This is a genomic window from Catenulispora sp. GAS73 (assembly GCF_041262085.1).
Classification (GTDB): Bacteria; Actinomycetota; Actinomycetes; order Streptomycetales; family Catenulisporaceae; genus Catenulispora.
Genome location: NZ_JBGCCM010000017.1, coordinates 129,942 through 154,400 on the forward strand (window position 1 = coordinate 129,942; position 24,459 = coordinate 154,400).

A 24,459-nucleotide genomic window follows, 5' to 3' on the forward strand; every position below is an offset into this window, starting at 1 on the left:
CTGAATGCCGAGGGAGGCTCTCAGCCCATGTGGGGGTATCGGTGGTCGACCGGCGGCACGAAGGTCTCCTTCACCGTGCGCGGGCTCAGCCAGCGCAGCAGGTTCTGCGCGGAGCCGGCCTTGTCGTTGGTCCCGGAGGCCCGGCCGCCGCCGAACGGCTGCTGGCCGACGACCGCGCCGGTCGGCTTGTCGTTGACGTAGAAGTTGCCGGCGGCGAAGCGCAGCTTGTTGTGCGCCTCCTCCACGGCCGCGCGGTCCGTGGCGAACACGGAGCCGGTCAGCGCATAGGGAGTCGAGCTGTCGACCAGTTCCAGGACTTCGCTATAGCGCGCGTCGTCATAGACGTGCACAGCGAGGATCGGACCGAAGAACTCGTCCGTGAAGATCTCGTGGTGCGGGTCGTCGCCGACCAGGACCGTCGGCTGCACGAAGAAGCCCTGCGAGTCGTCCGCCGTGGCGCCCGCGAGGATCTCGACCTTGCCCTCGGCACGGACCCGCGCGAACAGGTCGCTGTGCTTGGTGAAGGCCCGCCGGTCGATCACCGCGCCGCCGAAGAAGGAGAAGTCGGTGACGTCGCCGTAGGTGATGGTCCCGGTGACGTCGGCCAGCTGCTCCCGCACGCCGGACTCCCACAGGGAGCGCGGGATGTAGGCGCGCGAGGCCGCGGAGCACTTCTGCCCCTGGTACTCGAACGCGCCCCGGACCAGCGCGGTGACCAGGGCGGCCGCATCCGCGCTGGGGTGCGCGACGACGAAGTCCTTGCCGCCGGTCTCGCCCACGATCCGCGGGTAGGAACGGTAGACGTCCAGGTTCTCCGCGGTCTGGCGCCACAGGGTCTTGAACGTCTTGGTGGAGCCGGTGAAGTGCAGCCCGCCGAACTCCGGGTCGTTCAGCGCGACCTCGCTGACCGCCAGGCCGTCGCCGGTGACCAGGTTGATGACGCCGGCCGGGAGCCCGGCGGCCTCCAGCAGCTCCATCGTGTACTGCGCGGCCAGCTGCTGCGTCGGCGAGGGCTTCCAGACCACGGTGTTGCCCATCAGCGCCGGCGCGGTCGGCAGGTTGCCGGCGATGGCGGTGAAGTTGAACGGGGTGATCGCGGTGACGAAGCCGTCCAGCGGCCGGTAGTCGGTGCGGTTCCAGACCCCGGCGGAGTTCGCCGGCGGCTGCTCGGCCAGGATCTGCCGGGCGAAGTGCACGTTGAAGCGCCAGAAGTCGATGAGCTCGCAGGCGCTGTCGATCTCCGCCTGCTGCGCCGACTTCGACTGGCCGAGCAGGGTGGCGGCGTTGACGGTGTCGCGCCACGGGCCGGACAGCAGGTCCGCCGCGCGCAGGATGACCGCCGCGCGCTCGTCGAAGGGCAGTGCGCGCCACGCCGGGGCCGCCGCCTTGGCCGCCGCGACGGCGTCCGCGACGTCGGCCGCGGAGGCGTTGGCGGTGTCGCCGAGGACGTGCTTGTGGTTGTGCGGCTGGACGACCTCGACGCGCTCGCCGGAGGCCATCCGGCGCCGTCCGGCGATCGTCATCGGCAGTTCGTGGCGCTCGGCCGCGAGCTCGGCGACGCGGCGCTGCAGCGACTCGCGCTCGGCCGAGCCCGGAGCGTAGGCGCGGACCGGCTCGTTGACCGGAGCGGGGGTGTGGGTGATGGCATCCATGGCGGTACTGGTTGTCCCCTCTGTCGGTGCTCTGGGCTCGTCGGGATGTGCTCGGGGCTCGGTCAGCGCCTGACGAGCGAGTTCAGGAAGAACATGACGTTGGCCGGGCGCTCGGCGAGGCGGCGCATGAAGTAGCCGTACCAGTCGTCGCCGAAGGGCACGTACACGCGCATCGTGTCGCCGCCGGCGACCAGGGCGTGCTGCTCGGTGGTCCGGATGCCGTGCAGCATCTGGAACTCGTGGCTGTCCTGCTTGCGGCCGGTCTCGGCGACCAGCGCGTGCGCGATGTCGATCATGCGCTGGTCGTGGCTGGCGATCATCGGGTAGGCCGAGGAACGCATCAGGGTCTTCATGGCGCGCACGTACGCCTTGTCCACTTCGTGCTTCTCCTGGTGCGCGACGGAGGCGGGCTCCATATACGCGCCCTTCACCAGCCGGACCCGGGAGCCGGCGGTGGCCAGGTCGGTGATGTCGCCCTCGGTGCGGAACAGCGCGGCCTGGATCGCGACGCCGACCCACGGGAACTCTCCGCGCAGTTCACGCAGCGCGCCCAGGGTGGCGTCGACCGTGGTGTGGTCCTCCATGTCCAGCGTCATGGTGGTGCCAGCGTCGCGCGCCGCCTCCGCGATCGCTATAGCGTTCTCCAGCGCGATCTTCTCGGCGTCCTTGGGGAGCTTCTGGCCGAGCGCGGAGAGCTTGAGCGAGACCTCGGTGCGGTGCGCAATGCCGAGGTCGGCGAAGCGCTTGAGCATCTCCAGGTAGGCGTCGCGGGTGGCGGCGGCAGCGGCGGCGTCCTGGGTGTCCTCGCCGAGCCGGTCCACAGTGACCGCCAGGCCCTGCTCGACCAGGTCGCCGATCACCAGGCTGGCCTGGTCGAGGTTGTCCCCGGCGACGAAGCGGTCCACGACGCGGCGGGTCAGGGGGACACCGGTGATGATCCCGCGCATCTTGGCGCTGCGGGACGCGGCGAGAAGCGTTTGGCTGAGCATGGCACGAAGGTAGGACGGCAGGTCCGGCGGGGATATAGACGACTGCCACGATCAGTGTCCGATTTCGTCATACACTTGTCTGATGGCGACGCCGACCACCGATCAGCTGCAGGACCTCGTCGACTTCATCTCCCAGCTGGCCTCGTCCTCGGCGACGCTGGAGGACCGGGACTTCGACCTGGTGGCGTTCGCCTCCCAGTCCGGCGGTCTCGACGTCATCCGACAGCGCTCGATCCTGCAGCGGCGGTCGACGCCGGAGGTGCGGGCCTGGTTCGAGGGGTTCGGGATCGCCCGGAGCGAGCGGCCGGTGCGGACGCCGGCCGACCCGGAGCACGGAGTGCTGCCGCGGGTGTGCCTGCCGGCCCGGTGGAACGGCGTGACCTACGGATACGTGTGGCTGCTCGACGAGGACGGCCACTTGGACGACGCACTGCTCGCGAGCGCTATGCACGAGGCGTCCAGGGCCGGCGCACTGTTGGCGCAACAGGCGCGGGTCAGGGAGCGGACCGAGGAGCGTCTGCAGAATCTGTTGTCCCCCGAGCGCGCCGTCGCGGAGCAGGCCGCCGAGGAGATCTCCGAGCTGGGGCTGGTGGACCGGGGGCGGAGGATCGCGGTCGTCGTCCTGGAGACGCGCACTCAGGACTGGCAGTCCGTCCCCCTGAACCTGTGGCGGCTTCCGCGGTCGGTACTGGCGGCCCGGGAGACGGATCACATCAGTCTGCTAGTTCCGGAACCGCACTCCGTCGCCGATATCGCGGAGCGCGCGCTGGAACTCTATAGAGAACGTCTGGAGAGCGATGCGCGGGACGACGTATTAGTGGGGATCGGCGCGCCGCGCGAGGATCTGGCCGAGGCTCGGGCCAGTTGGCGGGAGGCGCGGCTCGCGGTGCGTGTCGGGCGGGCGGTTCCGGCGTTCCGGCCGACCGCGGTGTGGGCGGATCTGGGGATCTACCGGCTTCTCGCCTGCGGTCCGCAGAGGGAACTCAGGGACGCGGTCGTGGATCCCGCGGTGCGGCGGCTTCTGGAGGAGCCGGATCTGCTCGTCACCGTGCAGACGTACCTGGATCACGCGGGAAGCGCGCAGCACACGGCCGCCGCGCTGAGCATCCACCGGCAGACGCTCTACCACCGGCTGGAGAAGATCGAGAGGATCACCGGCCTCGACCTGGCTGACGGTCGAGACCGGTTGCGGCTGCACCTGGGGGTGTCGCTCGCTCCGCTGGTGGGCGGGTGAGGCTCAGCTGCCGAGGGAGACCGAGGCCTCGTGTCCGAGGAACCCGAGCAGGTCCTGGCGGCTCACCACGCCCTGCGGCTTGCCCTCGACCAGCACCACCGCGGCGTCCGCCGCCTCCAGCGCGGTGACCAGCGCCGACACCGGCTCGCCGGAGCCGACCTGGGGCAGCGGCGCGGACATGTGCTCGTCGAGGCGGTCCTCCAGCGAGGCCTTCTCGTAGAACAGCGCGCGCAGCAGGTCCCGCTCGACGATGGAGCCGATCACCTCGGCGGCCATCACCGGCGGCTCCTCCTTGACCACGGGCATCTGCGACACGCCGTACTCGCGCAGCGTCTCGATCGCCTCGCCGACGGTCTCGTGCGGGTGCATGTGGACCAGGTCCGGCAGGCCCTGGCCCTTGCGCGCGAACACCTCGGCCACCGTCGGCTCCTCGGTGCCCGGGTTCAGGAAGCCGTAGTCGGCCATCCAGTCGTCGTTGAAGATCTTCGACAGGTAGCCGCGGCCGGAGTCCGGCAGCAGGACCACGACGACGTCGTCCGGCCCGAGCCGCGCGGCGTACTCCAGGGCGGCCACCACGGCCATGCCGCAGGAGCCGCCGACCAGCAGGCCCTCCTCGCGGGCCAGGCGGCGGGTCATCAGGAAGGAGTCCTTGTCGGACACCGCGATGATCTCGTCGGCCACGGTGCGGTCGTAGGCGGTCGGCCAGAAGTCCTCGCCGACGCCCTCGACCAGGTAGGGACGGCCGCTGCCGCCGGAGTAGACCGAGCCCTCGGGGTCGGCGCCGATCACCTTCACCGCGCCCTCGGAGACGTCTTTCAGGTAGCGGCCGGTGCCGGAGATGGTGCCGCCGGTGCCGACGCCGGCGACGAACGCCGTGATCCGGCCGTCGGTCTGCTCCCAGAGCTCCGGGCCGGTGGAGTGGTAGTGCGAGGCCGGGTTCTCAGGGTTGGAGTACTGGTCGGGCTTCCAGGCGCCGGGGATCTCGCGGACCAGGCGGTCGGAGACGTTGTAGTAGGAGTCCGGGTGCTCCGGGGCGACCGCGTACGGGCACACGACGACCTCTGCGCCATACGCACGCAGTACGTTGATCTTGTCAGTGGAGACCTTGTCCGGGCAGACGAAGACGCACTTGTAGCCCTTCTGCTGCGCCACGATGGCCAATCCCACACCGGTGTTGCCGGAGGTGGGCTCCACGATGGTGCCGCCGGGCTTCAGCGCGCCGGAACGCTCCGCCGCCTCGATCATCCGCAGCGCGATCCGGTCCTTCACCGACCCGCCGGGGTTGAAGTATTCGACCTTGGCGAGGACGGTCGCCTGGAGTCCTTTGGTGACGTTGTTCAGCTTCACCAGCGGGGTGTCCCCCACCAGATCGACCATGGACTCGGCGTACTTCATCGGCGGTGTCTCCGCTTTCTCTGGGATCCGGAAGATTTGGGAACCGGCAATTCACGGTGGTCGTTCGGTGCTTTACAGGGTACGTTGCACAACCTTCTCTCCGTAGCCAACAGGGCGCGGGGTAAGGTCGGCGGAACGGCGGACATACTTCAGAAGAGGCTTGCAGGAGGTGTGCCGACGATGACCGAGCTCACAAGGCTGGGTGTCGCCAAGCGTGTCGCCGCTGCCGCCGCGTTGAGCGGCGGGGGGATCGGGGTCCTCACGGGCGGCGCCATCGGACTGATCGTCGCCGAGGCGAAACTCGCCCGGCGTGCCATCGGCCCCGCGAAGGGGGATCCGCCGCGCGCGGACGGCGTCTACGGCGCGTGGTACGCCGCGCCGGGCGTCGACGTGATCCGCATCGCGGTCCTCGGCGACAGCTCCGCGGCGGGATACGGCGTGACCGAATCCGCCCGCACCCCCGGCGCGCTGCTGGCGTCCGGCCTGGCCGAGGCCGCCGGCTCCCCGGTGCGGCTGCACAACGTGGCGAAGGTCGGAGGGCAGTCCTCGGACCTGGGCTGGCAGCTGGAGCGCGTGCTCGCCTCGGGAGCGGACGGCGGAAAGGCTCCGCACGTCGCCATGATCATGATCGGCGCCAACGACGTGACGCACCGCGTCAAGGTCGCCGAGTCGGTGCGCTTCCTGGGCGACGCCGTGCGCCGGCTGCGCGCAGCGGGCACCGAGGTCGTCGTGGGCACCTGCCCGGATCTGGGCACCATCCGCCCCGTGGCGCAGCCCCTGCGCCGCCTGGCGCGCCGGTGGTCCAGGCAGCTCGCCGCGGCGCAGACAGTGGAAGTGGTCTCCGCCGGCGGCCGCACCGTCTCCCTGGGCTCGCTGCTCGGCCCGGAATTCGACGCCCGCCCCGAGGACATGTTCGGTCCGGACCGCTTCCACCCCAGCGCCGAGGGCTACGCCGCCGCCGCCATGGCCCTGCTCCCCTCGGTCGCCGCCGCCATCGGCCGCTGGCCCGACGCCGAGACCGGCGAACCGGACACCCTCGAACCGGCCCGTGGCGAAGCCCGCATGCCCCTGGCCCGCGCCGCCGTCCTCGCCGCCCGCCACGGCGGCACCGAGGTCGGCCGCGAGGTCGGCAGCGCCGCCCGCGCCGGCTGGGGCATCCTGCGCCACCGGCGGCGGCAGCAGATCGCCGAGCCGGTGGTGGTGGAGGAGCTGGAGGGGGCTTCGGGGCCCGAGGGGACGGCGGGGGACGCGATGCTGGCGGACAGTGCCGCCGCGTCAAGGGCTACCGCTTCGCGGACCACCGGCACAGAACCCGGCGCGGGCGCGCCGGAATCGGCGTCCGGCTGAACCCCTTACCGCAGATATAAGGGTGTTGATAGGTGAGCACGTGCCGGTTCCCACGAACCGGCCGGCTCACCGCGAGTGCCCAGAGCGGGAGTCGAACCCGCAACGCCCGAAGGCCGCGAGGTTTAAGCTCGCTGTGTCTGCCTGTTCCACCATCTGGGCCCGAAGAGATCACCGGGATGATCCTTCGGGCTTCAGCGTAGCGAGAACTCCGCGAAAGCGTGATCGAGTTCCAGCGCTGGTCCGCAGAAGGTCCTGTTCGGGCGCAGGTCGCAAGGGGCGCTGCGCACAACGGGGAGAGGACTTTCACCGGACTTCCGGTTGGCGTTCCAGCGGAGTTCGCGTGGCTCGGGGCGGGGTTCGGCGGGTGCGGAGGCATTCAGGGGACACGGGGCTCGCGGTGCCGGTCGCCGCGGGACGAGGCGGTGCCCCGCGACGTGTTTTCGCGCACAGTTACAGAGCCCGCGGCTCCCGCCGGGGGCTCTGTGGGTTCTCCGGTGGGGGGCTTTTATCCGAACGCGCGCGCTGCGCGCTTCAGGTCCATCTCGTGGACGATCGCGTTGGCGTAGCCACGCGGGAGGTCGTGCTCGGCTCGGAGCCAGCTGACCCGCTCCTCGAAGCGGGGGAGGGACGGGCCTTCGTCGACCAGCTGGAACCAGGTGTCCAGGCTGCGGCCGGTGGCTGCGGGGATGCGGGCGAGCAGGTTGCGATGGGTCTGTTCGGAGTGGTGGATCGTCATACGGGCGCCTCCGCGAATGGACTGGGCATACGGTCCGTGTGCGCCAGCGTGCCTGAGGGTCGGGCGACTGGCAAGAGGAACGGGACCTGGCGATTCCGTCGCCAGGTGAATCCGGGCGGTCGGTGACGTGCCGCGACGTTCCCGCGGCATTCGCCACCCGTATCCTTCCCGGATGACTTCCAGCACCAAACCGGGGGAACACAGTGCGGACAAAGAAGCTTCGCCCGCGGAGGTCCTGGCGGAGGAACTGACCCGGCTCGCCGAGGGCTACCGCCGGCTGCCGCACTCGAAGTTCTCGCTCCGGCTGGAGCCCTACGGCGACCGCGCACAGGCCGGCCACTGGCTTGCCTCGCAGGTCACCATGGTCGCGCAGGGGATAGAGCGCTGGGACAGCCCGCAGCCGCCGAGCTGGCGGGACCTGCCGACGCTCGGGGTGTTCGCCCTGGGCGACCAGATCGCGGTCGTCGGCAACGACCTGGTGGCCGCCTACCGGGCCCTGAAGGACCCGCGCGAGACCCTCATCTGGACCCCCGGCGACGGACGAGTCCCCGCGGAGAAAGCGATGGCGGCCGTGCTGGAAAGCACGACCGCCTTGCGGAGAGCCCTCTGACCTAGCTCAGCCGCTCCAGGATCAGCGCCATGCCCTGACCGCCGCCGACGCACATGGTCTCCAGGCCGAACTGCTTGTCGTGCCACTGCAGCGAGTTGATCAGGGTGCTGGTGATCCGCGCGCCGGTCATCCCGAACGGGTGGCCCACGGCGATCGCGCCGCCGTTCACGTTCAGCTTGTCCAGGTCGATGCCCAGGTCCTGGTAGGACGGGATGACCTGCGCGGCGAACGCCTCGTTGATCTCGACCAGGTCGATGTCGCCGATGGACATCCCGGCGTGCTTCAGCGCGTTCCGCGTGGCCTCGACCGGGCCGATGCCCATGATCTCCGGGGACATCGCGGTGACGCCGGTGGCCACGATCCGGGCCAGCGGGGTCAGTCCGAGTTCGCGGGCCTTGGTGTCGGACATGATCACCACGGCCGCGGCGCCGTCGTTCAGCGGGCAGCAGTTGCCGGCGGTGACGGTGCCGTCGGGGCGGAAGACCGGCGCCAGCGTCGAGGTCTTCTCGTAGGTGACGCCGGGGCGCGGGCCGTCGTCCTTGCTGACCACGGTGCCGTCCGGCAGCGTGACCGGGGTGATGTCCTTCTCCCAGAAGCCGTCGGCGATCGCCTTCTCGGCCAGGTTCTGCGAGCGGACGCCGAACTCGTCCTGCTCCTTGCGCGAGATGCCCTTGAGCTGCGCCAGGTTCTCGGCGGTCTGGCCCATCGCGATGTAGACGTCCGGCAGGGTGTCGTCCTCGCGCGGGTCGTGCCAGACCTTGCCGCCGGCCGCGAACTCGTTGGTGCGGTTCACGGCGTCGGTGAACAGCGGGTTCTGCGTGTCCGGCAGGCCGTCGGAGGAGCCCTTGACGTAGCGCGAGACGGTCTCGACTCCGGCGGAGACGAAGACGTCGCCCTCGCCGGCCTTGATGGCGTGGAAGGCCATGCGCGTGGTCTGCAGCGAGGACGCGCAGTAGCGGGTGATGGTCGCGGCCGGGAGGTGGTCGTAACCCAGCAGCGTGGCCACGACGCGGCCCATGTTGTAGCCGGACTCGCCGCCCGGCAGGCCGCAACCCAGGTACATGTCGTCGATCTCGCGGGGGTCCAGCGCGGGCACCTTGTCCAGCGCGGCCCGCACCATCTGCGCGGTGAGGTCGTCGGGCCGGATGGAGGTCATCGAGCCCTTGAAGGCGCGGCCGATCGGGGAACGCGCGGTGGAGACGATCACTGCCTCGGGCATAAAGGTCACTCCTTGCGAAGGGGTCCGGGTCGCCTGCCGGCTTCAGGGCCGCGCGGTCGGCGCCGCGATGGGGGTCGGAGCCAGCGTAGTTCGCCAAGCTACCGCTTGGTAATGCCAGGTGTGGGAGAACACACCGGGGAGAACGCGACGCTTGCCCACACTGAGCACAGTAGGCCGCCGCCGGGCTTTCCACCCACATTCCACCCCCGGTTGGAAGCGTCGGACGGCCGGGAGGCGAGAAGATCGGGACATGGCAGCGCTGAACGTGAACATGATGGACCGCAAGGCCTACTTCTGGGGCATCCAGGCGCTGCGCACCGGCGGTCTGGTCGCGCTGAGCCTGACCCTGTTCGGGGTGAACCCCAAGCCGGGGCTGCACGAGCGCGGACTGGCGATCACCTTCGCGCTCGGCGTGGTGGCGGTGGCGTGGATCGGGATGATCACCTTCGACATCCGCAAGTGGCCGCTGGAGTACCCGCTGGCGCTGCTGTCGGTCAGCGGCGGCCTGCTGTCGATCCTGCAGCAGGGCCCGGCGATCGTCGTCCCGGCGGTCGCGGCGTTCTCCGCGGGCTCGAACCTGGCGCCACCGGTCTCGACGGCGGTCACGGTGGCCGGGGCGCTCTCGCTGACCGTGTCCGCGCTCGTCATCGGCGGCTCGACGACCGCGGTGCTGGGCTTCACCGTCATCCTGGGCACCGCACTGGCCATGGGCATGATCCGCTACGCCATCGCCCAGCGCGCGAACCAGGCGGAGCAACTGCTGGAGCAGACCCTCCGGGCGTCGGCGGCCGAGACCGCGGCGGCGGTCCTCAGCGAGCGCACCCGCATCGCCCGCGAGATCCACGACATCCTGGCGCACTCGCTCGGCGCCCTGGCGATGCAGGTCGAGGCCGCGCAGGCACTGCTGACGCAGGAGAACCCGGACATCGAGAAGGCCGTGCGCTGCGTCGAGCGCGCCGGACAGCTGACGCGCGAAGGCCTGGTCGAGAGCCGCCGCGCGGTCCACGCACTGCGCGAGGACATCGGCCCGCTGTCGGAGATGATCGGCACGATGGTCGAGGCCGACGGCGGCACGATGACCACGATCGGCGAACCCCGCAAACTCCCGGCGGACGCCGCACTCGCCCTGTACCGCACAGCGCAGGAAGCGGTGACGAACGCGCGCAAGCACGCCCCGGGCAAGGCGACAGCGGTACACCTGCGCTACGACCCGGACGCGGTCCGCCTGACGGTGACCAACGAACTCGCCGAGTCCGACGCCGCACGCCCGCTGACGAACTCCGGCGGCGGCTACGGCCTCAACGGGCTGCGGGAGCGCATGGAGCTAGTCGGCGGCAGCCTGGACGCCGGGCGGGAGGGGGACGACTGGTCGGTGCGGGCGGTCGTGCCCGGCTGAGGGCGCTGGCCGGCAAGTTCCCGGACGCGCACGCAACCGCAGCAGCCAGTCCGACCGGATCCGAACACGAGCACGAGCAGCTCGCTCGCCCCGAGCCGAAGGCGCCGGACTGAGGGCGGCGGGCGGCGAGCACGCAACCGCAGCAAGCAGTCCGTGCCGGGGCCGAGCGCGAGCGCAGCACCGGAACAGCTAGCGCGCCAGACCGAGGACGCCAGCCGGCGAGCACGCAACCACGGCGACCGGTCCGTGCCGGGGCCGAGCGCAAGCACAAGCACGAGCACCGGAGCAGTCGCTCGCCCCGAGCCGAAGGCGCCGGACTGAGGCGGCGGGCGGCTCGCTCGCGAACCGGCTGGCAAAGGGCGGCATGCGGACACGCCCGCGGCGGCTGGTTCGTCGGGCTGAGCGCGGGCGCTCTCCCCGCCCGACGATGAGCCAGGGCGCGCGCCGTGCGGCCATCTGCGGGACAATCCCACGGTGACCGAGATCCGTGTACTCATCGCCGACGACCAAGCCGCGGTCCGGGAAGGTCTCGCGCTGCTGCTGGAGACCATGTCCGAGGTGAGTGTGGTCGGGCAGGCCGGGGACGGGCTGGAGGCGGCGGCGCTGGCCGCGGAGCTGGCTCCGGACGTCGTGCTGATGGATCTCAACATGCCGCGCGCCGACGGTATCGAGGCGACCTCGACGATCCTCGCGGCGAATCCGGACATCCGCGTCGTCGTCCTGACCACCTATGAGGACGACGCCTCCATCGTCGGCGCCCTGCGGGCCGGCGCGCTCGGCTACCTCACCAAGGCCGCGACGCGGGCCGACATCGAGCGTGCGGTGAAGGCGGCGGCGGCCGGGCAGGCGATTCTCGATCCGGCCGTGCAGCGGCAGTTGCTGGCAGCCGCTACCGGCGGCAGCGCGAGCACGGCCGCCGGAGCCACCGCCAACGGCGCCGCCAGATCCCCCGGCGCGGAACCCGAAGCCGCCGACGACCTCAGCCCTCGCGAGGCCGACGTCCTGCGCCTCATCGCCGCCGGCCACTCCAACCGCGAGATCGCCAAGAAGCTCTTCGTCGGCGAGGCGACCGTGAAGTCGCACATCAATCGCATCTTCACCAAGACCGGCTGCCGCGACCGCGCGCAGGCCGTCCAGTACGCCTTCACCCACGGCTACGCCGACCCCGGCACCAAATAAGTCCAGTAAAAGCAGGCCTCAGCCCCGAGGCCACACCGCCAACGCCAACTCAGCCGTCTGCGAGAGCTCTGATTCGCTCGCGCCATCCCGCGCGCGCTGCGACATCCCCTGGAACACGGCGGCGTAATACGCGGCGAGCGCATCGACATCCGTCGACGCCGGCAACTCCCCGGCACGCTGCCCGGCCCGCAACCGGTCAGCCATCATCGCGATGTTCCGATTCCGCTGATCCCGCAACATCTCCTGCACCTCGACGTTCGCCGGCGAGACGTTGGTCGCGGCGTTGATCGTCATGCACCCGGCCGGATGAACCGGATCCGGGAACACCCGCGCCGCCTCCCGCAGCATCCGCGCTACAGCACCGAAGGCCGTCGCCTCCTCAGCGAAAGCCACCTTCACGAACGCCCCGTAGGGCGACTCCCCATACGCGACCAACGCTTCCCGGAACAACGCCGGTTTGTCCCCGAACGCCGCGTACAGGCTCCCGGAGCGGATGCCCATCGCCTCTGTCAGATCGCTGATCGACGTCGCCTCGTACCCCCGCTCCCAGAACAGCCGCGTCGCAGCCGTCACCGCGGCCTCGCGGTCGAAGCCGCGCGGCCGACCGCGGCGGGAACCGGTACCGGCGTCGGCATCGGCGTTGGAAGAAGCGCTCACCGAACCATTGTAGAACGACCGACCAAAAATTGTGCTAGCGTGCCGCACAACGACTTCTTGGTCGATCACTCAAAAAAGGGGAGACCATGTCCTTGCAGGGAAAGCACGCCCTGGTCACCGGCGGCAGCCGCGGCATCGGCAGGGCGATCGCCGAGCGCCTGGCGCACGACGGCGCCACCGTCGTCCTCACCTACGCCCGCGACCACGCGGCGGCCGAGGACACCGTGGCCGGCATCGAGAAGAAGGGCGGGACGGCGATCGCCCTCCACGCCCCCTTCGGCAGCCACGGCGACGCCGACCGGCTCTGGCAGGCCTACGACGAGGCGACCGGCCGCGCCGGCGTCGACATCGTCGTCAACAACGCCGGCATCGGCCGCAGCTCCGACCTCGAAGGCCTGACCGAGGACGAGTTCGACGAAGTCTTCGCGGTCAACGTCCGCGCGCCGCTGTTCGTCGTGCGCGGCGCCCTGCCCCGGCTGCGCGACCACGGCCGCGTCGTCAACATCTCCAGCGGCGTCAGCCGGGTCGCGAAGCCCGACATCATCGCCTACGCCGCGACCAAGGGCGCCCTGGACAACCTCACCCGCAACCTGGCCGTGGCCCTGGGCCCGCGCGGGATCACGGTGAACTCCGTCGCGCCGGGCATCATCGACACCGACGTCAACGCCGGCTGGCTACGCGGGAACGCGGAAGCCGAGCAGTGGGCGACGTCGATCTCGGCGCTCGGCCGCATCGGGCAGCCGGACGACGTCGCCGCGGTCGTGGCGTTCCTGGCGAGCGAGGACGGCCGCTGGGTGAGCGGCGGCGTGGTCGACGCCACCGGTGCCTCAGGACTCTGACTCCTCCGAGCGGAGGCACCAATAGAGAGTCCTTATATATAGGAGACGCCTCCAGGCACGCTTCTGGGCACGCTTCCGGGCACGGCCCCCGTCATGCCTTCAGATAAGCCAGCACCGCCAGCACCCGACGGTTGTCGTCCGAGGACTCCGGCAACCCCAGCTTCATGAAGATGTTGGAGGTGTGCTTGGCGATCGCCCGCTCGGTGATCACCAGCCGCTCGGCGATCGCCGCGTTCGACCGGCCCTCGGCCATCAGCGAGAGCACCTCGCGCTCCCGGTCGGTCAGCTCTGCCAGCGGCTCCTTGCGGGCCCCGCGCGCCAGGAGCTTCGAGATCACCTCGGGGTCCATCACCGTGCCGCCGGCCGCGACCCGCTTCACCGCGTCCACGAAGCTGTCGGAGTCGAACACCCGGTCCTTGAGCAGGTAGCCGATCGCGCCCGCGCCGTCGGCCAGCAGCTCGCCGGCGTAAAGCTGCTCGACGTACTGCGAGAGCACCAAAACCGGCAGGCCCGGCACGGCCTGCCGGGCCTCCAGCACCGCGCGCAGTCCCTCGTCGGTGAACGTCGGCGGCATGCGCACGTCCACCACCGCCACGTCGGGGCGCTGAGTCACCAGCGCCTCGACGAGCGCGGGGCCGTCGCCGACGGCCGCCGCGATTTCGAACCCGTACGCCTCCAACAGGCGGATCATGCCGTCCCGGAGGAGGAAGAGGTCTTCGGCGAGGACGACGCGCACGGCAGCTCCATGGTCACTACGGTCGGTCCGCCCTGCGGGCTGCTCAGGGCGAGGATCCCGTCGAAGGTAGCAAGCCGGCGCTCGATCCCGTGCAGTCCGCTGCCGCGCGCGGCGTCGGCGCCGCCGATCCCGTCGTCGCTGACCGTGATCTTCAGCAGCCCGGACACCACCCGCATGTCGATCCACACGTGCGAGGCGTGGGCGTGCTTGGCCACGTTGGTCAGGGCCTCGCTGATCGCGAAGTACGCCGCCGACTCCAGCGGGGCGTCCAGCCGGCCGGGTACCTCGGCGTGCACCTGGACGTCCAGCGGCGAGTCCAGGGCCGTGGCCCGCACCGCGTCCACCAGGCCGCGGTCGGCCAGCACCGGCGGGTGGATGCCGCGGACCAGGTCGCGCAGCTCGGACAGGGCCTTGGCCGAGGAGTCGCGGGCCTCCAGCAGCAGCTTCTGCGCCGCCTCGGGGTCGCGCTCAAGCAGCTGCGAGGCCGCGTTGAGGTGCATGCCCATGGCGACCAGCCGGGCCTGCGCGCCGTCGTGCAGGTCGCGCTCGATCCGGCGCAGTTCGGCGGCCTGAGTGTCCACCGCGTCGGCCCGAGTCTGGGTCAGGTGCCGCATCCGCGCCTCGACCTGCGCTGGCGTCGGGGCCAGCAGGACGCGGGACCAGCGGGCGTGCCACTCCAGCATCTTCGGCGCGATGGCCACGCCCAGGGCGATCTCCAGGACGCCGAGCGCCGCCGGGGCCCAGCGCAGGCCCTCGTTGCCGTGGTGGACGTGGATGAAGCCGTACCAGTCGTTGAAGCCGTGGTTGACGAACAGGTTCCAGAGGGCACTGATGACGATGCCGTACAGGCCCTCGGCCACCAGAGCGATCGGGAGCACGGCCAGGAACGCCCCGACGACCGGGTCGGTCATCACCCACGCGGCGTCCCGCCAGAACGCCGGGTCGGTCCCGTGAAACCGGACCTTCTCCCAGTAGCCGGAGAACCCGCTGCCGAACTCGGGGGCGGCCCGGTAAGGCTCGGGGATCTCGATCCCCCGCCAGGCCCGCACCTTCTTGCGGCGCAGGTCGGCCAGCCAGCGCAGGTAGACCGCGACCGGCGGGATCATGAGCAGGCCGAGCCCGATGCCGGCCAGACCGGCCACCAGCGCCAGCGCGACGTAGGCGAGCAGCATCGGGACCAGCATCACGAAGAACCAGAACCCGCCCTCCAGGACGGCGCTCCATCGCTTGTTGGTGTTCGTCATGTCCTCAAGTCTCGGGTTCGGGCCACGGCCGGGCGAGGGGCTTACACACCCAGTGTGGGGTGTACCTACCTACACCTCCAGGAGGGGTACTACAGCCCGTGACCGTCGGCGCCCCGCCCGGCGAGGCTGTGGGGCATGTGGACGACCATCGTTTCCGGCGTCGCTCTCGCCGCCTCGACGCTGTCCGGCTCCGTCGCGCACGCCGCGGCCGCCAACGCCGCCCCGGACCTCTCGGGCGTCGGTCCGCTCATAGACCGGACCGTCGCCGCGCAGCTCGCGACGGACAAGATCCCCGGCGCGGCGGTAGTCGTGGTGGCCGGCGGGCAGACCGTTTTCGCGCAAGGCTACGGCGTCGCCGACACCGCCACCAACGCGCCGGTGGACCCGGTGCGCACCGAGTTCTTCACCGGCTCGGTGGCCAAGGTCTTCACCGCCACCGCCGTCGCGCAGCTGGTCCAGCAGGGCAAGCTCGATCCGGACGCGGACGTGAACACCTACCTGAAGGACTTCAAGATCCCGGACGGGTTCCCGGGCCACCCGGTGACCGTCCAGAACCTGATGACCCACACCGCCGGCTTCGACGCGGACCCGTTCGGCGTGGCGGTGAGCGACCCCACGAAGGTGCCGCCGCTCGGCCAGTTCCTCCAGGACAGCAGGCCGGCCCGGGTGCGTCCGCCCGGGACGCTGGCCGCGTACGACAACTACGGCGTCGCGCTGGCCGGATACCTGGTCCAGACGGTCTCCGGCGAGCCGTTCGCGCAGTACATCCAGGACCACGTGTTCCAGCCGCTGCAGATGGACGCCTCGACCTTCCAGCAGCCGCATCCGGCCGGTTTCGACGCGAACCTGGCCAAGGGCTACCGTCCCGAGGGCGGCGGCTGGGTCGCCGAGGACGGCCAGTACGGCGGCTGGTCCCCGACCGGTGCGGGCACCGCCGCCACCGCGACCGACATGGGCAAGTTCATGATGGCGCAGCTGGCGAAGGATCCGCGGCTGGGCAGCGGGGTCGCGGATCTGATGCAGCAGCGGCACTTCACGATGGACCCGCGGCTGCCCGGCATGGCGTACCTCTTCGAGGAACGGCCGCGGGACGGCCAGCGGATCCTGTTCAAGGACGGCGACGTCCCCGGATTCCACAGCGACATGGCGCTGTTGCCGGACAAGGGCGTCGGCATATACGTGATCTACAACGGCGACGGCACCGACCGGATCGCGCAGTGGGATGGCAAGGCCCTGATCAATCAGATCGTCGACACGGCTTTTTCCAACAGCACAGCCTTCCCGAACACCGCCACCCCCATCGCCCCGACTGCCGCCAAGGACCCGAAGCTCGGCAGCTACGCCGGCACCTACCGCAGCGACCAGGTGAGCCGGGGAGACCTCACCCGGGTCGCGGGGCTGGTGTCCTCGGTGACGGTGTCCGCCAACGGCGACGGCACCGTCACCACCAACGGGCTGTCGCAGAACCCGAAGATCGGTGACCAGCGCTGGATCCCGCTCGGCAGCGGCGAATTCGCCGAGCAGGGCGGCCAGGACCGGCTGGTGTTCGACGGCCACGGCCACCTCGCGACCTCCATCGATCCCACCGACGCCTACTACAAGCTGGACTGGTACAACTCCCCCACGCTGCACCTGCCGATGCTCTACGGTGGCGCCGGGATCCTCGCGGCCGCGTTCCTCGGCTTCCCGGTCCTGGCTCTGGTGCGGCGCGTGCGGCAGCGGCCGACGCACTCGCGGTGGGCACGGGGCGCCCGGATGCTCGCCTGGGTCGCCGGTGGGCTGGCCACGCTGTTCGTCGCGGGGTTCGTGTCGGTGACCGGGGACAGCGACGCGTTCTACGAACAGCTGATCCTCGGGTCCTCAACACTGACCTCGCTGTTGGTGGTGAACGCGCTGCTGGCCCTGTGCACCGTCGGGCTGATCGCCGGGAGCGCCGCGGCGTGGAAGCTGGGCTGGTGGCGGCCGGTCGGGCGGATCGCGTACTCGCTGACCGCGGTCGGCGCCGTGTCCTTCCTGGCCGTGGCGTTCACCTACAACCTGGTCTGGCCGTAGTCGGCACGGTCAGAACCCTGAGACGACGGATCAGACCTCGAAGAAGGCCAGGTCCAGCTCCGCCAGCCGCTCCGGATCGGCCAGGATGTCGATCTCCTTGATCCGGCCCTCCACCACGGTGAAGCCCATGACCGCCACCGGCTTGCCGTCCACGACCGTCACCCGCCCCGGCGCTCCGTTGACGAGCGCCGGTCGGGCGTGGGCCGCGAAGCGGGCGAACATCAGCGCTTGCTTGGCCACCGCCTCGGCGCCGCGCAGCAGCTTCAGGCCGGCCGGCAGGCTGCCGTAGTCGGCCCGCAGCACGACGTCCGGGTCCAGCACCGCGACCAGCGCGGCGAAGTCGCCGCCCCGGGAGGCCGCGGAGAAGGCCCGGACGACCTCCTTCTGGCGGCTCAGGTCCGGATCCGGCACCGCGTCGGCGCCCTGGACACGGCGCCGAGCACGGCTGGCCAGCTGGCGTGCGGCGGCCGGACTCTTGTCGACGATCGCCGCGATGTCCTCGAAGGGGACGGCGAACATGTCGTGCAGCACGAACGCCAGGCGCTCGGCCGGTCGCAGCGTCTCCAGGACCACCAGCAGGGCCAGGCCGACGGAGTCGGCGAGCAGCGCCTCGTGCTCGGGGTCCAGGCCGTCCTCCGGCGAGATGATCGGCTCGGGGATGTGGACGGCCTCCAGCGACTCCTCGCGGCTGCGCGCCTTCAGCATGGTGAGGGCGACGCGGGCGACGACCGTGGTGAGCCAGCCGGTCAGGTTGTCGATGGCGTCGGCGCGGGCGCCCCGCTGACGGCTCAGGCGCAGCCAGGACTCCTGGACGGCGTCGTCGGCCTCGGACAGGGAGCCCAGCATCCGGAAAGCGACGGCCCGCAGATGGCGCCGGTTCTCCTCGAAGCGCTCGGCGAGCCATTCGGTGCTGTCGCTGTGCACTGCCGTCCCCTATCGGTCATACGCCCGCATCGTTTGCGGTCGTTGCTATGACCTTTCCGCGGCGCGGTTTGTGACATCGGCGACGGCCGGGGCGGCGGAGTCGGCGGAGTCGGCCGGGGCGCCGGCCAGGACGGCGGCCAGCCGGGCGGTGTCCTCGCCGAGACCGGCCTGCTCGTAGGGGATCCAGCGGTGGTCGTCGACCTCGTCGAGCTGGAGCTCGACCGTGGCCGTGCCGGGGGTTCCGTTGAGGCGGAAGGCGTAGCGGAAGTCGAAGTGCCAGTGCTCTGGTTCGTCCTTGGCCGGGTTGGCCGGGATCCGGTGCGCGTCGATGGCCAGCGGCAGGTCCGGGTCGCCCAGCAGGGTGACGTGCTCGGTGCCGAGGCCGGTCTCCTCCAGCAGTTCGCGGCAGGCGGCGTCGGCGAGGCTGGCGTCCTCGGGCTCGGTGTGGCCGCCGGGGTTGAGCCAGCGGTTGAGGCTCTTGTGCGCGATCTGCAGGAGCCGGCCGTCGGCGTCGACGACGAAGGCACCGGTGGTGACGTGGCCCGGGAGGGTGCGGCGGTGGGTCAGGTGGGTGCTCTCGGCGAGTGCGTCGGTGCACGGCCGGAGGCGTTCGGCCTGGTCCGGGGAGTGCTCCAGGTAGCGTGCGACGAGATCGCGGATCCGGGCGTCGGACACGCGTGCGGGCGGCGGTGCTGGGTACATGCTCGTCATGGTCCCACCGACCGGGTGATAGAAAGCCGTCCGCCGAGCGTTCACCGACCAGATGGCGGACCTGCGCGCCTGCTGTACATCGGGCTGCGTACAGTCGGGGGACCCCGGCGGCCAGGGGAAGATCGCCCCGAGTAAAGTGATCTTCTCACCCATCCGGCACAAATCGCCCTGGTCGAGATGCGCCGGTCCGCCGCACGTTCCACGCTGGACGCAAGTCCGGCCGGCACCGCACCCGCCCACCGCCACGGGAGATGAGACAACCGCCATGAGCCGCCCCAAGATACTCGTCGTCGGCAGCGGCTTCGCGGGCACCGAGTGCGCGCACAAGCTGGAGAAGAAGCTCTCCCTCGATGACGCCGAGATCCGCCTGGTGTCCGCGGTCAACCACCAGCTGTACCTGCCGCTGCTGCCGCACGTCGCCTCCGGCGTGCTGACGCCGCAGGCGGTCGCGGTCTCGCTGCGCCGGATGCTCAAGACCACGGTCCTGATCCCCGGCGGCGCGATCGGCATCGACACCGAGACCAAGTCGGTGGTGGTGCGCAAGATCGACGGCGAGGAGATCGTCGAGCGCTACGACTACCTGGTGCTCACCCCGGGCAGCGTGACGCGGCAGTTCAACATCCCCGGCGTGGACAAGTACGCGGTCGGCGTGAAGACGCTGGCCGAGGCCGCGTGGATCCGGGACCACGTGATCGCCCAGCTGGACCTGGCGGCGGTGGCCACGACGGACGAGGAGCGCGAGTCCCGGCTGCAGTTCGTGGTGGTCGGCGGCGGCTACGCGGGCACCGAGACGGCGGCGTACCTCCAGCGGCTGACCACCGAGGCGGTCAAGCGCTACCCGAACCTGGACGGCAGCCTGGTCAAGTGGCACCTGGTGGACATCGCCCCGAAGCTGATGCCCGAACTCGGCGACAAGCTCGGCGAGAAGGCGCTGAAGATCCTGCGCAAGCGCGGCCTGCACATCTCCCTCGGCGTCTCGGTCGCGGAGTGCACGGAGGACACCGTCACCCTGACCGACGGCCGCGTCCTGCCCTGCCGCACCCTGATCTGGACCGCCGGCGTGGCCCCCAGCCCGCTGATCGCCACCATGGGCGCCCCCACCAACCGCGGCCGCCTGGTGGTCAACCCCGACCTGACGGTCCCGGACCTGCCGGGCGTCTTCGCCCTCGGCGACGCGGCGGCCGTCCCGGACCTGGCCAAGGGCGGCGACGCGATCTGCCCCCCGACCGCCCAGCACGCGATGCGCCAGGGCTGGGCCGCGGCGGAGAACGTGATGGCGGCGGTCCGCGGCTTCCCGCTGAAGGACTACCGCCACAAGGACCTCGGCCTGGTCGTGGACCTCGGCGGCCTCAAGGCGGTCAGCAAGCCGATGGGCATCCCCCTGTCGGGCCTGCCGGCGCAGATCGTGGCCCGCGGCTACCACATCATGGCGCTGCGCACCTTCGCGGCCCGTTTCCGCACCGCCGCCGGCTGGCTGCTGAACTCCCTGGTCGGCGACGACTTCGTCCGCACCGGCTTCCAGGCCGAGCGCGCCGCGTCGCTCCGCGACTTCGAGTACACGGACGTGTACCTGACGCGCGAGGAGATCCTGCAGCGGACGCGTGGCACGGCGGCGGCGATCGCGGCCGAACCACAGACGCCTGCTTCGGCGGCCTAAGGGGTCACCGCCGACCCCGCCGCGGGGCATCGTGACCGATTCGTTATCAGCCCTATGACAACCAGTCTCCGCCCGACCCGTCATGTCGATGTGAGCAAAATCCATCACGAAGGGGTTGTCATGGCGCGGATGCGTATCGCTGAGATCATCGCAGTAGCCGCATTGGCCGGGAGCCTTGCCGCGTGCGGCAGCAGCAGCTCGAAGCCGACCGCGGCAGCGGCCACCAGTACGTCGACGAACCAGGCCGCGCCGGTGTCGTCGGCCACGACGACACCGGCGAGCGGCGCCACCAGTACGACGGCAGCGAACGCCGCCACCACCTCGCCTTCCGCCCGGCCGACCACCCAGCCCAGCGCCAGGAGCAGCTCGACCACATCGAACGCGGGCGGCGTCGCCAACGCGGGTGACCACGTCACGGTCGTCGGCACGCTGCAGTACCTCGCGCCCGGCAAGTTCCTCGTCCACCCCGACGATGGCAGCACGGACCGGGGGTTCTACGTCTCGGACGCCACTCGGATCCTGGGCGCGGCCGCGATCTGCGGCGGACCCAACGGCAATGTGACCATCGGCGGGGATGACTACGGCACCACGAAGTGCACCGAGGACCAGCTGGAGACGGCCGCGAAGACCGACAGCGTGAAAGTCCGGGTCACCATGAACCGGAAGACCGGTGACGTGGCGTCGGTCGAGGAGAAGTACCACCCCTGATCCCCCCACCTCGCGTCGCGCGCGCCGGCCGGCACCGGCACCGACCCGGCAACTGATGTTGTCGGCTTGAGCCGGTGCCGGCGCGTCGCGAACCACGGGGCGAACGCCGCCCGACGCGGCGTCGGTCAGCCCACCGCGATCGCGAACAGGTGCTGCGACGTCGCGCCCGAAGCCACCAGGTTCGGCAGCGTCACCGAAGCCAGCGTCTTCCCCGGCGGCAGCGCCACCGTGTACGCCCACACCGAGAACGACCCGGTCACCGTCGTCGTGCTCCCGTTGTACGCCGACGTGTGCTGGTTCGCGTACGTCGCCGTCGCGACCGCCGTGTCGCCGGCCGCCGGGGTGGTGTCCGTCCAGTCCGACAGCGTCAGCGTGAAGGGCTGCGACGTGCCGTCCGTGAAGTGCAGCGTCCCGCTCTCGTTGACGCCGTGCGTCGTGCTGAAGCCCAGGAACCCGACCTTCGTCCCGCTTCCCGTGACCGCGATGGTCTGGCCGGTGGCGATCACGTTGTCCGTCGCGTCCAGAGCCTGCGGGTGCCAGGGTCCGAAGTCGACGCCCGCCGCCGTGACATCCGCGCCGGCGCCAAGACCAGCGTTGGCCAGCGCCGTCGCCGAGTAGCTCTTGCCACTCTGCGTCGCCGAGTTCAGGCTTCCAGCCCAGCGGTTCGCGTCGGAGGTGACCGCCGTGTCGTTCAACGCCGCCGAGAACGGCAGAACACTGTCATCGCCCGACCCGTTGTAAGCACCGCGGTTCGGGGCGGCGGTGGCGGACACCGCGTTGCCGAAGAAGTCCTTACCGCCGTTGTTCGCCACGACCACGCCGCTACCGAGCTCCGGCGACGTCGTGTGCAGCTTGATCGCCAGCGTGCCCGCCGCATCATTGATCAGCTGCGGGTCCGCGGTATGCGCCGCCGAGTCACCGGACGACGGAGCCGCCACGCCTCCGAAGTACGTGTTGGAAGCGAACCGCGCCGAAGAATCCGACGCCCAAGACGCCGTCGGAGCCACGAAGATGTTGTTCTGCCACACCACGTTCCCGCCGAGCGTGTCCGTGATCGGTTTGCCCGGGCAGAAGAACGTGTTGTTGTAGATGTAGTGCGTCCCGGTCCCGGTGCTGGAGTTCGTGAACCGGCAGTCGTCGCGCGAGATGTTGTACCGCAGCACCGCGTTCGTCGTCGTCGCCGACCCGCCGCAGCCGGACAGGCAGTCCAGGTAGAAGCCGCCGGCGTTGTTGTACGAGTAGTTGTACTGGTACAGGCACGTCCCGGTGTTGTTCATGTCGCAGTCCCACGCGGTCGCGTCGTTCACCACCCCGGTCTGCGATCCCACGGTGTTGTACTGGAACGTCGGGTTGTTCGAGTGGTACGGCCACATCCCGGCGAAGTTCCCGGCCGTGAACGGATACGCCCCGAGCCCCAGATCCGTCGCCGTGTTGTACTCCACCAGCGGCGAGTCGCTGTCGTGCACCACGATCCCGTCGCCGCCGGCGTCGGTGACGGTGTTGTGCCCGATGTAGACGCCGGTGCTCATCGCCGAGGTCTCGCCCTCGACCTTGATGCCGCCGCCCCCGGTGTCGTGCACGTTGTTGTTCGTCACGGACACGCCGCTGAACACGCCGGACCCGGTAGCCACCCGCACGGCTATGCCCGCCGAGTACGAGAACCACGACGCGTTCGTCCCGGTCTTGTCGCCCCAGCCGGCCACGTTCGCGACCTCGTTGCCGGTGATGGAGATCCCGGCCCGGTTCGCCGGACCTGCGACCTCGACCAGGATCCCCTCGTGCTGCGCGCGAGTGGACGAGCTGTTCTGCACCTTCAGACCACTGATGGTCCAGTAGCTCTGGTCGACAAGATGCACTGTGGCCTCGGTCGCGCCGCCGCCCTCGATCACCGGCGCGGCGCCGGAACCGTAGCCGTTGATCGTGATCGGCGAACCCGAGGCGCCGGAGCCCTGCGGGGTCAGCGTGCCGTCGCACGTCGTCCCGGCCTTGAAGGACAGCGTGTCGCCGGCGCTGAAGACGTGTCCGTCAGGATCCGTGAGGGCGTTCCACGGCGATCCGAAGGACCCGTCGCCGCCAGAAGCGGCCGAGCAGTCCACGTAATAGACGGTCCCGGCTGCGTGCGCGGTCGGGACCGTCACGGCCAGTAGGCCGACGGCGCCGAGGGTCATCGCCCCCAGCGCCGAGAGCGAAGCGCGCAGTTGCGCTTTCACAGGTACGTACCTCCAGTGGGATGGTGGTGCGTGAATGAAGAGACTTACTTCCCCGCTCCGAGAGTCAGGCCCTCGGTGATCCGGCGCCCGAGCCACGCGTAAAGCGCGAGCATGGGCAGCACCGCGATGGACACCCCGGCGAACATCACGCCGAAGTCCTCGCCGGTGAACTGCTGCTGCGTCAGGAAGTTGACCAACGCCAGCGGCAGCGTGAAGTTGTCGTTGGTCTGCAGGAACATCAGCGCCAGGAACGTCTCGTTCCAACAGGCGATCGCGACCAGCGTCAGCGCCGTCATCAGCCCGCCGCGCGCCAGCGGCAGCATGATCCGCCAGAACGTCATGCCCGGCCCCACGCCGTCCAGCGCCGCGGCCTCCTCCAACTCGCCCGGGAGCGAGGCGAAGAACGACATCAGCAGGTACACCGTGAACGGCAGGTTCACCACGATGTAGAGCACGATCAGCCCGGCCAGGTTGTCGATCAGGTGCATCTTGGCCATGATCGAGTACAGCGGCAGCACGATGATCTGCATCGGGATGCCCAGTCCCAGCACGAAGTACATGCTCACGCCGCCGGAGACCCGGTTCTGGTTCCGGCCCAGCACGTACGCCGCCGGCGAGGCCAGCAGCACGGTCCCGGCCGCGGCCACCACGACCACCACCACCGAGTTCACGAACGCCGGCCCGAAGCCGCCGTCGTGCCAGGCCTTGCTCCAGTTGGAGAACTTCAGCTCGGTCGGCAGCCGGAACGGGTGGTTCAGCACGTTGTAGCTCGACTTGAGCGAGCTGAGCAGGATGAACAGGAACGTGAACGCGCAGAAGGCGACGAACACCCAGATCAGCGCGGCGCCCGGGAGCCGGGCCCAGGGCACCCGGCGGCGGCCGGCGGGGGCCGCCGCCGGGGTCTTCGGGTCCCGCTCCGCGCTCTCAGCGCGGGACCCGGTCGTTGCGGTGCTCATGGTCGTCC

21 protein-coding genes and 1 tRNA gene are annotated in these 24,459 nt (G+C 70.5%); 9 read left to right on the forward strand and 13 right to left on the reverse strand.

Going from position 1 to position 24,459, the window contains the following annotated elements; genetic code table 11:
- Positions 1 to 20 precede the first annotated feature (20 nt).
- Positions 21 to 1,652 (reverse strand): L-glutamate gamma-semialdehyde dehydrogenase, encoded by a 1,632-nt coding sequence (gene pruA / locus ABH935_RS25450; RefSeq protein ID WP_370380436.1) that lies wholly within the window; start codon positions 1,650 to 1,652, stop codon positions 21 to 23.
- Positions 1,653 to 1,714: 62 nt separating this feature from the next.
- Positions 1,715 to 2,641 (reverse strand): proline dehydrogenase family protein, encoded by a 927-nt coding sequence (locus tag ABH935_RS25455; protein ID WP_370380437.1) that lies wholly within the window; start codon positions 2,639 to 2,641, stop codon positions 1,715 to 1,717.
- A gap of 82 nt (positions 2,642 to 2,723) precedes the next feature.
- On the opposite strand from ABH935_RS25455, the gene ABH935_RS25460 reads away from it, so the two are divergent.
- The gene (locus ABH935_RS25460) at positions 2,724 to 3,875 is read left to right on the forward strand and encodes a PucR family transcriptional regulator (protein WP_370380438.1); all 1,152 of its coding nucleotides are present in this window, start codon (positions 2,724 to 2,726) and stop codon (positions 3,873 to 3,875) included.
- A 3-nt stretch (positions 3,876 to 3,878) separates the two neighbouring features.
- Here ABH935_RS25460 and ABH935_RS25465 read toward each other — a convergent pair whose 3' ends face one another.
- Positions 3,879 to 5,270: a cystathionine beta-synthase gene (locus tag ABH935_RS25465; RefSeq protein ID WP_370380439.1), complete on the reverse strand. Its 1,392-nt coding sequence runs from the start codon at positions 5,268 to 5,270 to the stop codon at positions 3,879 to 3,881.
- A gap of 180 nt (positions 5,271 to 5,450) precedes the next feature.
- On the opposite strand from ABH935_RS25465, the gene ABH935_RS25470 reads away from it, so the two are divergent.
- Positions 5,451 to 6,617 (forward strand): SGNH/GDSL hydrolase family protein, encoded by a 1,167-nt coding sequence (locus ABH935_RS25470; RefSeq protein ID WP_370380440.1) that lies wholly within the window; start codon positions 5,451 to 5,453, stop codon positions 6,615 to 6,617.
- Between the two features lie 76 nt (positions 6,618 to 6,693).
- Here ABH935_RS25470 and ABH935_RS25475 read toward each other — a convergent pair.
- Positions 6,694 to 6,776: transfer RNA gene (locus ABH935_RS25475), tRNA-Leu, on the reverse strand.
- 346 nt (positions 6,777 to 7,122) lie between these two features.
- Positions 7,123 to 7,353, reverse strand: coding sequence for a DUF4287 domain-containing protein (locus ABH935_RS25480; protein ID WP_194917529.1), 231 nt, complete (start codon positions 7,351 to 7,353; stop codon positions 7,123 to 7,125).
- A gap of 172 nt (positions 7,354 to 7,525) precedes the next feature.
- On the opposite strand from ABH935_RS25480, the gene ABH935_RS25485 reads away from it, so the two are divergent.
- On the forward strand, positions 7,526 to 7,963 hold the full coding sequence (locus ABH935_RS25485; protein WP_370380441.1) for a hypothetical protein: 438 nt from the start codon (positions 7,526 to 7,528) through the stop codon (positions 7,961 to 7,963).
- A 1-nt stretch (position 7,964) separates the two neighbouring features.
- On the opposite strand, the gene ABH935_RS25490 is transcribed toward ABH935_RS25485, so the two are convergent.
- A complete protein-coding gene (locus tag ABH935_RS25490; RefSeq protein WP_370380442.1) occupies positions 7,965 to 9,182 on the reverse strand; it encodes an acetyl-CoA C-acetyltransferase in 1,218 nt (405 codons plus the stop codon).
- Between the two features lie 250 nt (positions 9,183 to 9,432).
- On the opposite strand from ABH935_RS25490, the gene ABH935_RS25495 reads away from it, so the two are divergent.
- Together ABH935_RS25495 and ABH935_RS25500 are read left to right on the forward strand one after the other, a co-directional pair.
- Positions 9,433 to 10,578, forward strand: a complete 1,146-nt coding sequence (locus ABH935_RS25495; protein ID WP_370380443.1) for a sensor histidine kinase — start codon at positions 9,433 to 9,435, stop codon at positions 10,576 to 10,578.
- Between the two features lie 474 nt (positions 10,579 to 11,052).
- A complete protein-coding gene (locus ABH935_RS25500; RefSeq protein ID WP_370380444.1) occupies positions 11,053 to 11,757 on the forward strand; it encodes a response regulator in 705 nt (234 codons plus the stop codon).
- Positions 11,758 to 11,775: 18 nt separating this feature from the next.
- Here ABH935_RS25500 and ABH935_RS25505 read toward each other — a convergent pair whose 3' ends face one another.
- The gene (locus tag ABH935_RS25505; RefSeq protein ID WP_370380445.1) at positions 11,776 to 12,414 is read right to left on the reverse strand and encodes a TetR/AcrR family transcriptional regulator; all 639 of its coding nucleotides are present in this window, start codon (positions 12,412 to 12,414) and stop codon (positions 11,776 to 11,778) included.
- 86 nt (positions 12,415 to 12,500) lie between these two features.
- Between ABH935_RS25505 and ABH935_RS25510 the strand changes: the two genes are divergently transcribed.
- Positions 12,501 to 13,253 carry an SDR family NAD(P)-dependent oxidoreductase gene (locus tag ABH935_RS25510; protein ID WP_370380446.1) on the forward strand — a complete coding sequence of 251 codons (753 nt, stop codon included), beginning with the start codon at positions 12,501 to 12,503 and terminating at the stop codon, positions 13,251 to 13,253.
- A 91-nt stretch (positions 13,254 to 13,344) separates the two neighbouring features.
- Here the strand turns inward: ABH935_RS25510 and ABH935_RS25515 are convergent, their stop codons facing one another.
- Complete coding sequence (locus tag ABH935_RS25515; protein WP_194917538.1) at positions 13,345 to 13,989, reverse strand: LuxR C-terminal-related transcriptional regulator; 645 nt, start codon at positions 13,987 to 13,989, stop codon at positions 13,345 to 13,347.
- Positions 13,941 to 15,233: a sensor domain-containing protein gene (locus ABH935_RS25520; RefSeq protein WP_370380447.1), complete on the reverse strand. Its 1,293-nt coding sequence runs from the start codon at positions 15,231 to 15,233 to the stop codon at positions 13,941 to 13,943. The genes ABH935_RS25515 and ABH935_RS25520 overlap by 49 nt, the downstream gene beginning before the upstream one ends.
- Before the next feature lie 135 nt (positions 15,234 to 15,368).
- Between ABH935_RS25520 and ABH935_RS25525 the strand changes: the two genes are divergently transcribed.
- Positions 15,369 to 17,285, forward strand: coding sequence for a serine hydrolase domain-containing protein (locus ABH935_RS25525; protein ID WP_370380448.1), 1,917 nt, complete (start codon positions 15,369 to 15,371; stop codon positions 17,283 to 17,285).
- 30 nt (positions 17,286 to 17,315) lie between these two features.
- On the opposite strand, the gene ABH935_RS25530 is transcribed toward ABH935_RS25525, so the two are convergent.
- Complete coding sequence (locus ABH935_RS25530) at positions 17,316 to 18,209, reverse strand: sigma-70 family RNA polymerase sigma factor (RefSeq protein WP_370380449.1); 894 nt, start codon at positions 18,207 to 18,209, stop codon at positions 17,316 to 17,318.
- 45 nt (positions 18,210 to 18,254) lie between these two features.
- On the reverse strand, positions 18,255 to 18,911 hold the full coding sequence (locus tag ABH935_RS25535; RefSeq protein WP_370380450.1) for an NUDIX hydrolase: 657 nt from the start codon (positions 18,909 to 18,911) through the stop codon (positions 18,255 to 18,257).
- Positions 18,912 to 19,185: 274 nt separating this feature from the next.
- Between ABH935_RS25535 and ABH935_RS25540 the strand changes: the two genes are divergently transcribed.
- Positions 19,186 to 20,577, forward strand: coding sequence for an NAD(P)/FAD-dependent oxidoreductase (locus ABH935_RS25540; RefSeq protein ID WP_370380451.1), 1,392 nt, complete (start codon positions 19,186 to 19,188; stop codon positions 20,575 to 20,577).
- A 129-nt stretch (positions 20,578 to 20,706) separates the two neighbouring features.
- Positions 20,707 to 21,285: a hypothetical protein gene (locus tag ABH935_RS25545; protein WP_370380452.1), complete on the forward strand. Its 579-nt coding sequence runs from the start codon at positions 20,707 to 20,709 to the stop codon at positions 21,283 to 21,285.
- Positions 21,286 to 21,410: 125 nt separating this feature from the next.
- Here the strand turns inward: ABH935_RS25545 and ABH935_RS25550 are convergent, their stop codons facing one another.
- Positions 21,411 to 23,495: a right-handed parallel beta-helix repeat-containing protein gene (locus ABH935_RS25550; protein WP_370380453.1), complete on the reverse strand. Its 2,085-nt coding sequence runs from the start codon at positions 23,493 to 23,495 to the stop codon at positions 21,411 to 21,413.
- 44 nt (positions 23,496 to 23,539) lie between these two features.
- A complete protein-coding gene (locus ABH935_RS25555) occupies positions 23,540 to 24,451 on the reverse strand; it encodes a carbohydrate ABC transporter permease (protein WP_370380454.1) in 912 nt (303 codons plus the stop codon).
- Between the last annotated feature and the right edge of the window lie 8 nt (positions 24,452 to 24,459).